General features: G+C 44.7%; 14 protein-coding genes. 12 read left to right on the top strand and 2 right to left on the bottom strand.

The window, feature by feature from the left end; all coding sequences use genetic code 11:
* Positions 1-48 precede the first annotated feature (48 nt).
* From csgC to ymdB, 3 genes are all read left to right on the top strand, one after another.
* Positions 49-381, top strand: coding sequence for a curli assembly chaperone CsgC (csgC, locus tag BJ887_RS21585; RefSeq protein ID WP_014169525.1), 333 nt, complete (start codon positions 49-51; stop codon positions 379-381).
* 159 nt (positions 382-540) lie between these two features.
* Positions 541-861 (top strand): hypothetical protein, encoded by a 321-nt coding sequence (locus BJ887_RS21580; protein WP_014169526.1) that lies wholly within the window; start codon positions 541-543, stop codon positions 859-861.
* Between the two features lie 106 nt (positions 862-967).
* Complete coding sequence (gene ymdB, locus BJ887_RS21575) at positions 968-1,510, top strand: O-acetyl-ADP-ribose deacetylase (RefSeq protein ID WP_014169527.1); 543 nt, start codon at positions 968-970, stop codon at positions 1,508-1,510.
* Between the two features lie 34 nt (positions 1,511-1,544).
* Here the strand turns inward: ymdB and mdoC are convergent, their stop codons facing one another.
* Positions 1,545-2,684, bottom strand: coding sequence for a glucans biosynthesis protein MdoC (gene mdoC, locus BJ887_RS21570; protein ID WP_121340423.1), 1,140 nt, complete (start codon positions 2,682-2,684; stop codon positions 1,545-1,547).
* 255 nt (positions 2,685-2,939) lie between these two features.
* On the opposite strand from mdoC, the gene mdoG reads away from it, so the two are divergent.
* From mdoG to BJ887_RS21550, 3 genes are all read left to right on the top strand, one after another.
* Positions 2,940-4,493: a glucans biosynthesis protein MdoG gene (mdoG, locus tag BJ887_RS21560; protein WP_025204472.1), complete on the top strand. Its 1,554-nt coding sequence runs from the start codon at positions 2,940-2,942 to the stop codon at positions 4,491-4,493.
* Complete coding sequence (gene mdoH / locus BJ887_RS21555; protein ID WP_032681268.1) at positions 4,486-7,014, top strand: glucans biosynthesis glucosyltransferase MdoH; 2,529 nt, start codon at positions 4,486-4,488, stop codon at positions 7,012-7,014. The genes mdoG and mdoH overlap by 8 nt, the downstream gene beginning before the upstream one ends.
* An 81-nt stretch (positions 7,015-7,095) precedes the next feature.
* Entirely contained in the window at positions 7,096-7,323 is a 228-nt protein-coding gene (locus BJ887_RS21550) for a YceK/YidQ family lipoprotein (RefSeq protein ID WP_020884695.1), read from the top strand.
* 6 nt (positions 7,324-7,329) lie between these two features.
* Here the strand turns inward: BJ887_RS21550 and BJ887_RS21545 are convergent, their stop codons facing one another.
* Entirely contained in the window at positions 7,330-7,719 is a 390-nt protein-coding gene (locus BJ887_RS21545) for a MysB family protein (RefSeq protein WP_121340422.1), read from the bottom strand.
* A gap of 46 nt (positions 7,720-7,765) precedes the next feature.
* On the opposite strand from BJ887_RS21545, the gene BJ887_RS21540 reads away from it, so the two are divergent.
* The 6 genes from BJ887_RS21540 (at position 7,766) to BJ887_RS21520 (ending at position 14,698) form a co-directional block, all read left to right on the top strand.
* Complete coding sequence (locus BJ887_RS21540; RefSeq protein WP_121340421.1) at positions 7,766-9,601, top strand: recombinase family protein; 1,836 nt, start codon at positions 7,766-7,768, stop codon at positions 9,599-9,601.
* Between the two features lie 1,480 nt (positions 9,602-11,081).
* A complete protein-coding gene (locus tag BJ887_RS23245) occupies positions 11,082-11,255 on the top strand; it encodes a hypothetical protein (protein ID WP_229216877.1) in 174 nt (57 codons plus the stop codon).
* A 78-nt stretch (positions 11,256-11,333) separates the two neighbouring features.
* Positions 11,334-11,807 carry an HNH endonuclease signature motif containing protein gene (locus BJ887_RS21535; RefSeq protein WP_121340420.1) on the top strand — a complete coding sequence of 158 codons (474 nt, stop codon included), beginning with the start codon at positions 11,334-11,336 and terminating at the stop codon, positions 11,805-11,807.
* A gap of 54 nt (positions 11,808-11,861) precedes the next feature.
* Positions 11,862-12,332: a hypothetical protein gene (locus BJ887_RS21530; RefSeq protein ID WP_121340419.1), complete on the top strand. Its 471-nt coding sequence runs from the start codon at positions 11,862-11,864 to the stop codon at positions 12,330-12,332.
* An 848-nt stretch (positions 12,333-13,180) separates the two neighbouring features.
* Entirely contained in the window at positions 13,181-13,885 is a 705-nt protein-coding gene (locus tag BJ887_RS21525; protein ID WP_121340418.1) for an EAL domain-containing protein, read from the top strand.
* 213 nt (positions 13,886-14,098) lie between these two features.
* The gene (locus tag BJ887_RS21520; protein ID WP_121340417.1) at positions 14,099-14,698 is read left to right on the top strand and encodes a hypothetical protein; all 600 of its coding nucleotides are present in this window, start codon (positions 14,099-14,101) and stop codon (positions 14,696-14,698) included.
* Positions 14,699-14,779 lie beyond the last annotated feature (81 nt).

Raw genomic sequence — 14,779 nt, 5'->3', positions numbered from 1 at the left:
TGCTACAAAAAACAGGGCATTTGCCCTGTTTTTTTTCGGGAGTTCATCATGAATACCTTAATTCTCCTCGCGGCGCTTTCCAGTCAGATCACGTTTAAAACATCGCAACAGGGAAATATGACCACCATTATTCCGCAGGTTATTCTGACGGAACCGTGTGAATGTCAGGTGCAGATTGTCTCTTTGCGACAGGGGCAGGGGGGGCAAAGTTCTTCACGGCAACAAAACACACTTTTTATTCCCGCTAATCAGACGATTGATTTAATGCGGCTGAGTTTAAATATAGATTCCGGAGACAAGGTGAACATTACTGTCACCGTCTCTGACGGGAAATCGCTTCATTTATCACAGCAATGGTCCCCGGCGGGAAGTGCGCTCTAATGATTATGAAATCAAGACGTTGTGGATATGGCGGGCGTGCGCGGTTGAGCTATGCTGTTATCAGGAACTGTGCAGTACTGTTCCATAACGTGATGCTTCGTTTGCCCTAGCGGAGCGCGTTTACCCCTCAAGGACGACTTTCATTGAGGAGTACATATAGTGACCAAATATTTAGCCCGACGGGTTTATGGTTTAGGTTTGATCCTCTCTGCATTTATTACTCCCGCTTTTTCAGCCACGATTGTCGACGGTGGTGTGATTCATTTTCGCGGCGCTATTGTCGCAGACCCCTGCGTGGTCACACCGCATCATGACGCGTTTGCAATGACATGCCCGGATAATAATCGGATGCAAACGCGCAGAGTCAGCTATGAAGATGTACTTAACGGTCAGGTCAACGATTCCAGCCTCGCAACTCTCAGCATGAAGTACCTTAATCCCGAAAAAACGCTCGCGGTTGTTCAAATTCAGTATCGTTAATTCTCGCTCTTCCGCTCCCCGGCGGAAGAGGTTTTTCCCCGATAGTTTTTTATCCATACCTCCTCTGCGATACACTTAAGAAAAAGGCGGGTAGCAGAGGGTACGTATGAAACCGCAAATTGAAGTCATTCATGGCGATATTACGACGATGCACGTCGACGTGATCGTTAATGCGGCCAATCCATCACTGATGGGCGGGGGCGGTGTTGACGGCGCAATCCACCGGGCTGCAGGACCGCAGCTCCTTGAGGCCTGTAAGGCTGTGCGTCAGCAGCAGGGTGAATGTCCTCCGGGTCATGCGGTGATTACCCTCGCGGGAGATCTTCCTGCCAAAGCGGTGATTCACGCTGTGGGGCCTGTATGGCATGGCGGCGATCGGCATGAGGCGAGTATTCTGGAGGAGGCGTACCGCAACTGCCTGCGCCTGGCAGCGGATAACGGCTATAAGACGATGGCTTTTCCGGCTATCAGCACTGGGGTATATGGATATCCAAAACCTGCCGCTGCCACGATCGCGGTAGAGACCGTTTACCGATACCTCTCCCTCAAGCCGATGCCTGAGAAGGTGATTTTTGTCTGTTTCGACGAAGAAACCACACACCTTTATCAGCGGCTTCTCACGCAGCGTGGACAGGACGTAGAGAGCTAAAACAAACGCGGCGCACTGAGTGCGCCGCGTTTGTTTATGAGGCTTTAGCCTGTGGTTTTCCTGAAAAGAGGAAACGCAGGAGCGGGATCCGCAGATGGATTTCATAAAGCACGATGGCAATCCCAATCACAAAGACCAGTCCGGTAAAGAAACCCAGCGTGTTGGACGCAATATGTGGCGTGATATAAGCGCCGAAGAACAGCGTCAGCGGGTGGTGCACCAGGTAAATAAACAGTGAAGCATTGACGAAGTAGGTCACGCGGCTGGACTTAAAGTTCAGCAAGCGGTGTCCCAGCGCGAAGACCACATTCACCATCCACAGACCCAGCAGCATGGTGATCACGCTTTCTGTTTCATACATCCAGCCATCGCCGCTGCCATAGCGCTGATTTAACAGATAGGCCGCAAACGCGATAGCGGCACCCAGGGCGCACCATGGCGACGGGGTGGTAAACAGCGATTTAAGTTTGGGATGAATAAATGCCAGCGCACCGGCTAAAAAGAAGGGGATGTAAAACAGCGACTGCATCACGACGAAATTGAACAGCCCGTCACTCAGTATCGGCGGATACCCGATAAATAGCGTGCGTCTCACGGCCGCATAGGCGATACCCAGCAGCAAAAAGAGCAGAGACAGTTTACCCAGCGTAATGTTGGCGAAGAAGGTATCGGCCTGGGTACTCAGGCGATGGCGCAGGCGGCTGAAAATGACCAGGCTGACCGTAGTGAGCACCACCAGGACCAGCAGGAACCACAGGTGAGACACCAGTTCCCAGACCAGGGTATTGTACTTTTCATACAGCGTCAGATTTGGCCAGTTCTCCGCTTTGCCTTTGACGTACTGCAACATAATAAACTGCGGCAACGTCAGCAGGGGAATGGCGGTCAACATCGGAATGCCCACACGCTCCACGCGCACTTTCCACCAGCGTTTTACCGGGTAGCGTAAGAACAGCATGTAGGAGAAATAGCCGGATATGACAAAAAACACCTGCATACGAAAGGCATGGATAAAGTCATTAAACAGCGTGAGCCACCAGGAAGGCATCTGGCTATTCACATGCCAGGTGTGGCTGGAGTAAATCAGTGAAATGTGAAAGGGGATCCCCAACAGCATCAGCCATGCCCGGATCGAGTCGAGGAAATATTCACGTTCTACAGGTGTTGAGCTCATATAACTTTGTGCATTCTCAGACTTTTCGCCTTATCCCTAAGACTCATAATGGTTACATTCGAAGCCAACCCTACACCAAGACCGACACCCTGTCTCCAGGATAAGCACGCAAAGTGAAAAGCGGGTTCTTTCATTTGCTTAATCCATGAGCCAGCGAGCTGAACAAAGCAGTGATAATGTTGTCGGATTGCCTGAGTTTCCATTAAAATGGATCGGATCGATATAAGCACACAAAGGGGGAAGTGCTTACTTATTATGAAACATAAACCACAGATGATGAAAATGCGTTGGTTGGGTGCTGCAGTGGTGTTATCTCTGTATACCTCATCGGCACTGGCCTTTAACATCGACGATGTCGCAAAACAGGCAAAATCGATGGCAGGCAAGAGCTACGAAGCGCCAAAAAGTAACTTGCCCTCCGTTTTCCGCGACATGAAGTATGCGGACTATCAGCAGATCCAGTTCAACCATGACAAAGCGTACTGGAACAACATTAAAACCCCGTTCAAGCTTGAGTTTTATCATCAGGGAATGTACTTCGACACGCCTGTTGCCATTAATGAAGTGACGGCGACCGCGGTACGTAAAATCAAGTACAGCCCGGATTACTTCAATTTTGGCAATGTTCAGCACGATAAAGATACGGTTAAAGACCTGGGCTTCGCTGGCTTCAAGGTGCTTTACCCGATCAACAGCAAAGATAAAAACGACGAAATCGTCAGCATGCTCGGTGCCAGCTACTTCCGCGTGATCGGGGCAGGGCAGGTGTACGGGCTTTCTGCGCGTGGCCTCGCCATTGATACCGCGCTGCCATCAGGTGAAGAGTTCCCGCGTTTCCGCGAGTTCTGGATTGAACGTCCAAAACCAACCGACAAACGCCTGACTATTTATGCACTGCTGGATTCCCCGCGTGCGACCGGTGCTTATCGCTTTGTGATTATGCCTGGCCGTGACACGGTCGTTGACGTGCAGTCCAAAGTTTACCTGCGCGATAAAGTCGGCAAACTGGGCGTTGCACCGCTGACCAGTATGTTCCTGTTTGGGCCGAATCAGCCGTCACCGGCGACGAACTTCCGCCCGGAACTGCACGATTCCAACGGTCTTTCTATTCATGCAGGTAATGGTGAGTGGATCTGGCGTCCGCTGAATAACCCGAAACATCTGGCTGTTAGCAGTTTTGCGATGGAAAACCCGCAAGGTTTCGGCCTCCTGCAGCGTGGCCGTCAGTTCTCCCGATTTGAAGATCTGGATGACCGCTATGACCTGCGCCCAAGCGCCTGGGTCACGCCGAAAGGTGACTGGGGTAAAGGTAAAGTTGAGCTGGTTGAAATTCCAACCAATGACGAAACCAACGATAACATCGTTGCTTACTGGACGCCGGATCAGCTGCCGGAAGCCGGTAAAGAGATGAACTTCAAATACACCATTACCTTTAGCCGCGACGAAGACAAACTGCATGCGCCGGATAACGCGTACGTCATGCAGACTCGCCGTTCTACGGGTGATGTGAAGCAGTCTAACCTGATCCGTCAGCCTGATGGCACCGTGGCCTTTGTTGTGGACTTCGCGGGCCAGGATATGAAAAAACTGTCCCCGGATACCGCCGTTGCCGCTCAGGCGAGCATCGGTGATAACGGTGAAATCGTTGAGAACACCGTACGCTATAACCCGGTAACGAAAGGCTGGCGTCTGACGCTGCGCGTGAAAGTGAAAGATCCGAAACAGACCACTGAAATGCGTGCTGCGCTGGTCAGTAACGATCAGCCGCTGAGTGAAACCTGGAGCTATCAGCTACCTGCCAATGAATAATACATCTGAATATATTGATGCCATGCCGCTGACGGACATTGAAAAAGCGGCGCTGCCTAAAAGCGACATCCGCGCGGTGCATACCGCGCTGGATGGCGAACACCGTCCGTTTTCACGTGACGATGATACGCCGCTGGGGTCAGTAAAGGCGCGTCTGGAGCAGGCATGGCCAGATTCGCTGGCAGAAGGGCAGTTGATTAAAGACGACGAAGGACGCGATCAGCTTCAGGCAATGCCGAAAGCCACGCGTTCCTCGATGTTCCCTGACCCGTGGCGCACCAACCCGGTTGGCCGCTTCTGGGATCGCCTGCGTGGGCGTGATGTTACGCCGCGCTATCTGTCGCGCCTGACGAAAGAAGAGCAGGCCTCCGAACAGAAATGGCGGACCGTGGGGACCATTCGTCGTTACATTCTGCTGTTACTGACGCTGGCGCAGACCGTGGTCGCTACCTGGTACATGAAAACCATTCTGCCTTACCAGGGCTGGGCGCTTATCAACCCTGCAGACATGATGGGCCAGGATATCTGGGTCTCCTTCATGCAGCTGCTGCCGTATATCCTGCAGAGCGGCATTCTTCTGCTGTTTGCCGTTCTCTTCTGCTGGGTGTCAGCCGGTTTCTGGACCGCGCTGATGGGCTTCCTGCAGCTGCTGATGGGGCGGGACAAATACAGCATTTCAGCCTCAACGGTCGGGGATGAACCCCTTAATCCTGAGCACCGTACGGCGCTGATCATGCCTATCTGTAACGAAGACGTTGACCGCGTATTTGCGGGTCTGCGTGCGACCTGGGAGTCCGTAAAGGCAACCGGTAACGCGGCGCATTTTGACGTCTATATCCTGAGTGACAGCTACAACCCGGACATCTGCGTTGCCGAGCAAAAAGCCTGGATGGAACTGATCGCGGAAGTACAGGGTGAAGGCCAGATCTTCTACCGCCGTCGTCGTCGTCGCGTGAAACGTAAAAGCGGGAACATCGATGACTTCTGCCGTCGCTGGGGGAATCAGTACAGCTACATGGTCGTGCTCGATGCTGACTCCGTAATGAGCGGCGACTGCCTGAGCGGTCTGGTGCGTCTGATGGAAGCCAACCCGAACGCGGGGATTATCCAGTCTTCGCCAAAAGCGTCCGGTATGGACACGCTTTATGCGCGCTGCCAGCAGTTTGCAACCCGCGTCTACGGGCCGCTCTTTACCGCTGGTCTGCACTTCTGGCAACTGGGTGAGTCTCACTACTGGGGTCACAACGCCATTATCCGCGTGAAGCCGTTCATTGAGCACTGTGCGCTGGCTCCGCTGCCGGGTGAAGGTTCGTTTGCGGGGTCTATTCTGTCGCACGACTTCGTGGAAGCGGCGTTGATGCGTCGTGCTGGCTGGGGCGTCTGGATCGCCTACGACCTGCCGGGATCTTACGAAGAGCTGCCGCCGAACCTGCTGGATGAGCTCAAGCGTGACCGCCGCTGGTGTCACGGTAACCTGATGAACTTCCGCCTGTTCCTCGTAAAAGGGATGCACCCGGTTCACCGTGCTGTGTTCCTGACTGGCGTAATGTCTTATCTCTCCGCACCGCTGTGGTTTATGTTCCTTGCGCTCTCTACTGCGTTACAGGTGGTGCATGCTCTGACGGAACCGCAATACTTCCTGCAACCGCGCCAGCTGTTCCCGGTGTGGCCGCAGTGGCGTCCGGAGCTGGCGATTGCGCTGTTTGCCTCCACCATGGTACTGCTGTTCCTGCCTAAGCTGCTCAGTATCATTCTGATCTGGTGCAAAGGCTCGAAAGAATACGGTGGTTTCTGCCGCGTGACGCTCTCGCTTCTGCTGGAAGTGCTGTTCTCCGTGCTGCTGGCGCCGGTGCGTATGCTGTTCCATACCGTGTTTGTGGTCAGCGCGTTCCTCGGCTGGGAAGTGGTCTGGAATTCACCGCAGCGTGATGATGACTCCACGCCGTGGGGGGAAGCCTTCATGCGTCATGGCTCGCAGCTGCTACTGGGTCTGGTATGGGCGGCAGGTATGGCCTGGCTGGATCTGCGCTTCCTGTTCTGGCTGGCACCGATTGTCTTCTCGCTGATCCTGTCACCGTTTGTGTCAGTGATTTCGAGCCGCTCAACGGTGGGGCTGCGTACCAAACGCTGGAAACTGTTCCTGATCCCGGAAGAGTATTCGCCGCCACAGGTGCTGGTGGATACCGACACGTATCTGGAGCAGAACCGCAAACGCTCGCTGGAAGATGGTTTTATGCACGCGGTGTTTAACCCGTCATTTAACGCTCTGGCGACGGCCATGGCGACAGCGCGTCACCGTGCAAGCCAGGTACTGGAGATTGCCCGCGATCGTCACGTTGAGCAGGCGCTGAACGATACGCCGGAAAAACTCAACCGCGACCGTCGTCTGGTGCTGTTGAGCGATCCGGTTACGATGGCACGCCTTCACTACCGTGTGTGGTCTGCGCCGGAAAAATACTCTTCGTGGGTCAGCCACTATAAAGAGATTAAAATTAATCCACTCGCGCTGAAGGCGAAGTAAGCCTTCTGTGCCCGGCGGCGTTATGCTACCCGGCAAATAAAAATACCGGCTGAAAAGCCGGTATTTTTTTAGAGGTCATTGATGAAAATAATCCTCGCCGTGATGATGGCGTGTTTACTCAGCGGCTGTGGCAGCATCATCAGCCGCACCATTCCAGGGCAAGGCCACGGTAATCAGTACTACCCCGGGGTAAAATGGGATGTACGTGACTCAGCGTGGCGCTATCTCACCGTGCTCGATTTACCGTTTTCACTGGTATTCGATACGCTATTGCTGCCGATCGACGCTCAGCACGGCCCTTATGAATAGGGGAAATTAACGCTCATCCCACTCATCGGCTGCGGTCTGTCCTTCTTCCGTATCCAGCGGCGGCTCGAGCTGAAATTCGCCCTCATCCCACTCGTGCAGGGTGTTTTCTTCAAGCCATTCCTGCCGTAGTTCGATTTCGTCATAGTCGCCATCAAAGACGGCCTGCGCACCTTCTCCGCTCAGGACCGGCAAACATTCTCCTTCCTCGCCCTCATCAGCAAAGAATTCGGCCTGCCACATAATATCCCCGTCCTGCAGAACGTATTTCTGGATATTAAGTTGTTGCACGTCAGCATTTTCTTCCTCAACGCCGGGATTATCGGCGAGGAACTCTTCACGAGCGGCATCAATAGCTTCTTCCAGCGTACTATAGAATACATATTCTTTATCGGACATAATGAGTTCCTCAATGATTATGTTTATCAAATGTATAGGTGCATGAATGCGAACTGTCAAAGCCTACATCTATAGTAGGGTATCGAGCTTGCAGCAGGTTGATGCTTTTGGCTTAGATCGCCAGATTAGTACAGTATTAGACTTCCTCGAAAACGCTAAACTACCCGCTGAATTAGGGTATCAGCTCGATCCAAGCAATCATGAAGTACTGGATTCGGATAAAGGACTTAGTGGCTACGCCGGGCACAACTTCACAAAGGGGTCATTGGGGCGATTCAAGGAACGTGTAAGGTCAGGTGAGATTACAGAAGGCTGTTTGCTAATTGAGAGTGTGGACAGGTTTTCCAGAAAACAGGGCTATGATGCCATTGATGAATTCACTTTCCTGATCAAGCGTAACATTGACATTGTTGAAGTAGAGACAGGGCAAATCTACAGCTACAAGCTTGACCATAAACTGTCCACTCTATCAACGAGCATTGAACGTGCTTACCAGGAATCAAAACGTAAGGCTCGTATCAGTAAGAAGTCATGGCAAAAACGTAAAAAAGACTCTGTAGATACTGGTATTGCTCTTAACAACAATACCCCTGATTGGCTGTCATTAAGTCAGGATAAGAAGTCTTATGAATTGGATGTTCAGAAGGTGCAGACAATTACAAAAATTTTTGAGTTATACCGTGATGGCTATGGTGTAACTCAGATCGTGAATCTGCTGAACAAAGAAGGCGAGAGGTACAACGGCAAAGGCTGGAATACCGTTACGGTTTACAACAAATTGCGTGATCGTCGGCTTAATGGCTACCTTGTTGGTAAGTACACCACCATACCTAAAAAAGATAATGAAAGTACTAATGATGCTGAAAAGCGGATCTTAGAGAATATTAAAATAAAGAAAGAAGCTAACGATAATGCAAAGCGTATCTATCCAGTAGTGATTGAGGATGATCTCTTTTCAAGAGTACAATCAATGATGGATAGGAATGTATCTTCCAAAAAGCAAAAAAGTACAACTACTAAACAAAGAAATCTTTTCAATGGACTTACTAAATGTAATGAGTGCGGTAGTCCGATGATCGTCCAATCCATGTCTAATGGTGGACAATACTTACGTTGTTACAGGCAACGAACAAAAGATGAAAAGTGTAATTCCAAAATGTTACGGTACTTTGAAACTGAAAAGGTACTATTACAACATATCAAAAATCTGAACCTTGATGAAATCTATGGTGATGAAAAAAGTAATCAGTCACTTGATACCTTAAAACGATTACTTTCTGATGTGAATGAAAAAATAGCATTGCTAAATGAAAAGGTTCAGAGTGTAAACGATGAAAGTGAATTGTTTGCAATAATGGAATTTAAGAGGAAACGAATTTTAGAAAAGGATGAATTGATTGCAAAGATCAACTCGCTTGAGAACCAATGTGAAGCAGTTACTTTGAATTACACATACGACATTGAACAATTAACAAATCAAGACAATACAGTACTTAGACGTAAGGCTAACGAGCAGATAACTAAAGTGATATCTTCTGTTAAATGCCATAGAGTGGATTCTAGCTTATTGGGAGCATATTATCTCTATGACATTACTTACCATAGGGAAGTACTTAAGCATATCCTGATTACCGATAACAGTGGCAAGTTGATTAGTGAAATAGCCATATCAGAAAAAAATAAAGAACGTACTTATCAGGTAAGAGAGGACGGTAAAACTGTTTTCAAGGTAGAATCTAATGGTAATGCATGGGTATTGTATGCAAGTAGAACTAAAACAATAGATGATCTACTATACTATATAACCACAATGATGGTTGGAAGAGAGCCAGATGAGTTTGCATACCAACTGAACGAAGATCAGATCGAATGGATTGACTAGTACTGAAGAGGATTATTGGTATGTGAATTAACCCGTATATGAATATGATACTTAGTATTGGCCTAATGTGCGGTATTGGTTGGTTAATCCTTGGATTTTGGCCTTACATCTTCAGTGTAGTATTCATACTGGCGACGATCTATGAGTTGTGGAGCATCTTCATATGAACAATGTAACCATATCCCTGAAGGGTTTATTGAAAAATACAAAGTTGAGTAATGATAGTATTTCTCTTTTAAAAATGTAACTAACAATCGTTACATGTATTTTTGTGATAAATCTAACGTTACTTCCAAAGTACATAGTGATGTACTTGAAAGTAGTCTATAGTTAAATTGACAATAATAATAAAGTAGTATCAGTTGAGTAGTTAGCAGTACTTTGATGATAGTTATCATGGGACGTAAGCGAAATACGATACATTTTTTTGCCCTGCTAGTATTTGATGGTATTAGCAGGGTGTTTTTATGTTTGAAGAACAATAGTAAAGCTAACTATCATTAACGTTGAATAGTAAAAGCTATCATAAATCGAAAGGCAGACTATCTAACTTTCTGAGAACTATCTGATTATCTTAAAAACAAGATTTATACGTTTTAAAATTAATTTTGGCCTCGTGTGCGTTCGTATGCGGGGCTTTTTCGTATATGGTGATACGTTGGTGTGGTTTTGTTATAGAGCCTCTCAAAACGCGTTACAGCGAAGATTTGCGTTAAGTGATTTGTGAGGGTGACTGATATTAGGCGATGTGAGATTTTTCTTGGTGAAAAAACCTTCTATTTGATATAATACAAAAGCCAAAATTCCTGTTGGTGAATGGTAGTACTGAAATAAGGTTGCCGCCTCTACCGTTTGTCGACGGTTAAAGGTACATTACCTTCTTATAGCCCCTGAAAAGATTCAGGGGCTATAAGTATTGAAATGTTCTAACCTGGTATGTTCATATCAGTACTTCTATTATAATAACTCACATGATTACGCCTCTTTATATAAATAAATGTATACAATACAGGAGGCGTATACATGCTAAAACTATTAATTGAATTCTTACTATTCCCAATCTACACAATACTAGTATTGATGTTTATGATTCTCACAGTACTAGCACTTCCAATAAAGATACGATTTGTAGAAGGTCACGTAAGACAATACATAAATAAAAGTACTAATGTATTACGCAAGAAAAAAACCTAAGAATTTTGGATCGGGTGATTTTTTCACGGTATAATGTAGGTATCTATAACATATTTGGGACAGACGCAAAAAATGTCCTATAATATAGATGTGGCTTTCTGAGTGATCGAAAATGTTCACGTAGCCGAACTGCGAAGTATAATTCAATTTCTCCAGCCATCAGAGACTAAATAGATGGTAACATTATAATTCTCCTATATTGCTAAAGTATAGCCCCCTAAAAAGGGCTATCTTTTTTTCTTGGGATAAATAATGTATACGTATACAAATCACATGAGTTAATTAAATGAAGAATAATAAATCTAAGGATAGAAAAGATAACGTAATAACCGCACGTTTATCTAATTCACAGGTTGAAGTACTAAAGGAATTGATTGATGAAGGTAAGGTATCAAAAGGTACTCTATCTTCTGCTGTAGGTTACTTAATTGATCAGTACATTGTACTAAACAGTAAGTAATTAATTGGTTGTCTACTAACCACACAATAAGTAGAAACGCGATTACAGGAAGTAACGCGGGTAATATGGAAGTTATATATGAAAATCTGGAAAGAAACAAAATATGAATATTATGTAGTAAGTAATGAAGGTGATGTATTCAATACTAAGACAGAAACACTACTAAAGCTAACCCCTTCAAAATCTAATGGGTACTACAAAGTATCACTATCTGTTAAAGGTGGTGATAGTAGAACTGTAGAAGTACATCGACTAATCGCAGAAACTTTTATTGAACGTGATGAATCATTGAAATTAGTTGTTGATCATATTGATGGTAATCCCCTAAACAATCACGTGGATAACCTACAATGGATTACACAAAAAGAGAATATGGCAAAAGCGAAAAATAAACGTAGCTGGAATAGATTCACCGAAGAAGAGAGAGTACAAATCATTGCTGCGTGGAATACTGGAAAGTACTCATACATTGGGATTACATCTCACTTCAATCAACTATGGAACCGTAATACCACACGAAATAGTTACACAAGAATTATCAAAAAAGCATAATAACTTAGGGGCTATCATGTAGGAGTGACAGCCCCATATTAAGGGGGGATTATAATGGCAAGAAAAGAAACAATACACAATAATCAAATGATCCAGAATGAACTACGTTTCATTTGCTTTAATTCACTATCGAGTGAAGCAAAAGAAGTAATGCGTAGAATAATACAGGAAAGTACTTTTCTAGGTAAACACCGTGTACCGGAAGAAGATGTATTTGCGATAGTAAAGAGTGCTCCTGAATTCAGTGAAGTGATGGTATTTGAACATCTAAAACTATTCAGACAGAATAAAAATCAAAACTATCCAGATAGTAAATCATCGCGTGAAAAGTACAAACGCATAGCAACCCTAGTATCACAGGCGTTTGAAGTACTGGTAAAGGAAGGGAAATCCCTTAATAGAATGAAGCAATACAAACCAAAGAAAACCGTAACTGAAGAACATGTAGCACTTGTTGAATTGCTAAAAAATGAAGGTGCTGATCTTGATACCCTAATTGAAAAACTAGTGGCAATAAATAAGTGATTGATTTATATTGAATTAATAACCGTAACTATATCCGTATTGTATACGTCGAAAATACGGTTATTATGCGTAAAATACGGTTAATACCACAATATATAGTAGTAAAATCAACTGGTTACACACCATATATTGATTCCCGTAACTTAATATAATATACACTTTAAAGTAAATGCCTTACTTGTCTATTAAGTCTCATAGAGCCTAACTCGCTTTGCTCGTTAGTCTCTGTAAAACCAAAAAGATAAGATCGTAAACTTGCGTTTTTCTCGCTAGTCACTCGAAGTACGCCACGCCTTTGGTTTTTGTCTATCGACTACTGAAGGAAGTGAAAACCAAAACTGTTTTGGGTCTGCCGTCTTTTGGAGTAACTACGCGGGCTTTGCCCTTGTCGGGTTATCGGGCTGTTTAAGCCCTTACTATTAATTAATCTACTACTGGGTCAGTACTACCAGAACTAAGGATTTATCAGATGATTAGGCAGTATACTTCCAACAATCATTAGTTAACTTAGAGTTAGATACAATAATCCGAGTAATTAATATCTTATCTAATCATCTAAAGATAGTATCATCAGATAATCCCATATAACCTTTAAGGTCTATTTGCGACTTCATTAGTACCGATTAACATTAAGAAATCATTAGGAAAGATGATGCTTACGTAAATGATTGAAATCCAGTATTAAACACTATGAAAACCGGATATGAGAGACAAGTACACAATTTACATTCGAAACCTTGAAAACATGTAAATTCTAAGTATGTTTAGAAATAAAGGTAGTTAAAAAAGAATAAGTAACTTAACAAAAATTTTAGTGCTTACAATGCTGAGCTGGGGAAGTGATTGATATGAAACATTTTTTCATTGTGGAGCCATTGGTAGACCCCATTTCTATGAAGTTAAAAGGTGTTGAAATCTTAACTCGTTTCCAAGATCAAGATGGAAAGTACATACCACCTGATGCCGTCATTGACAGCATGAACAATGAAGAAAGGTGCTTGTTACTCAAAGAACAAATCATCGCCATCAGAGAGAAAAGTGCGTTCTTCATAGAAAACAATCTTCTATGTAGCCTCAATGTTAATAGGGATATGATCGAATGTATCAACCGAACACCTGAAGAGGACTGTTTACTAAAGGGTATGGATTATGTGCGGCTTGAGATCTCAGAGAGCCTAGCCACATGCGAGTTACAAACCCGTACTAAGCTAACAGAAGCACTCTGTCTTAGATTGGGTAAGGTATGGCTGGATGACATGGGGGCAGGGTACTGTGATATAAGCATGGTCGATGCCTCTCAGTATGAACTAATCAAGATTGATCGTGAATACTTCTGGCGGGAAGCCAAGAAAGAGCAACCCTTTAATGGTCTTGTACTCTATAAAAAGAAATGTGACAAAATTGTCTTTGAGGGAGTAGAGACAGATGAACAACTTGAACTAGCAAGGCGTTTAGAGGTGTGGGGTGTACAAGGTTACTTGTTTAACTCTTGTAAATTAATCGATATTGAAAGTCTAACACTTCGCTATGACTTTATAAGGCTGACAAATTAATATCTAGAATCGTTATGTGCTATAAAATTCTTCCCCTTGATAATGGTATATATGAGATATATCGCTTGAGTGAAAGCAGCGATGATTCGTTTACTCAGTTAGCCCGGACTATCCTTAGTTCACATGAGGTTTTACTAACAAATCCTCAGACGTATCCCGACATTTCATATATAGACTATATTATGTTCTACGTACCCTAGTTAAGGAAGAAAAATGAATTATAATAAATGTGACTATTCTGCTATAGAATTAGTGGATGGTGTCATCTTTCGCATGAAAGATGATATTACTGGTTTTTATAAGTTAGTTGATAATGAAAAATATTACTATTATCATTTTGAGGATGGCGTCTATACTCGTACTGATGATTTAGTAACTATAGAGAAGGGTGATCTTTTTTCTAATCTACTAGACCTGAGAGCGGAAACTTTCATTAATATCTCAGACCAAAATATAGATAAGCCTCAAAGTGAATTTCGTAGTGCTTTTTTACATTTCGATAGTTTACGAGTCAGCATTGAAAGCATTGACGGAAACATGTCAGTAAAGTCATTTGATTATAAAACTGATACTGAAATTCAGACTTATAATGATGTACTACAGTTCTATAACCACATCATGGATAATAAATGTGCGTATTATGGCAGACCTGATTTTGATAATGACATTCTTATCAATTCATTACGTCATGTTGGGGTTCCTATCGATCAGGTTAAGGAACATCTTATTAAATTTGATATGTTTTGTAGATTGGTTATTCCTGAATACCAGTATCCAATCGCACCAACAGAGATAAAACAGCTTAGCTATTAATTTTCTCAATGCCTTTACTACTTGGTAAGGGCATTCTGCTTTTGGATTAACTTTAAAAAAACTTATCGATAATCTTATATG

The organism is Enterobacter sp. WPR_3_1 (assembly GCF_003635055.1).
GTDB lineage: Bacteria > Pseudomonadota > Gammaproteobacteria > Enterobacterales > Enterobacteriaceae > Enterobacter > Enterobacter ludwigii.
The sequence above is the reverse complement of the archived record's forward strand: the minus strand, read 5'-3'. Positions and strand labels throughout refer to the sequence as shown.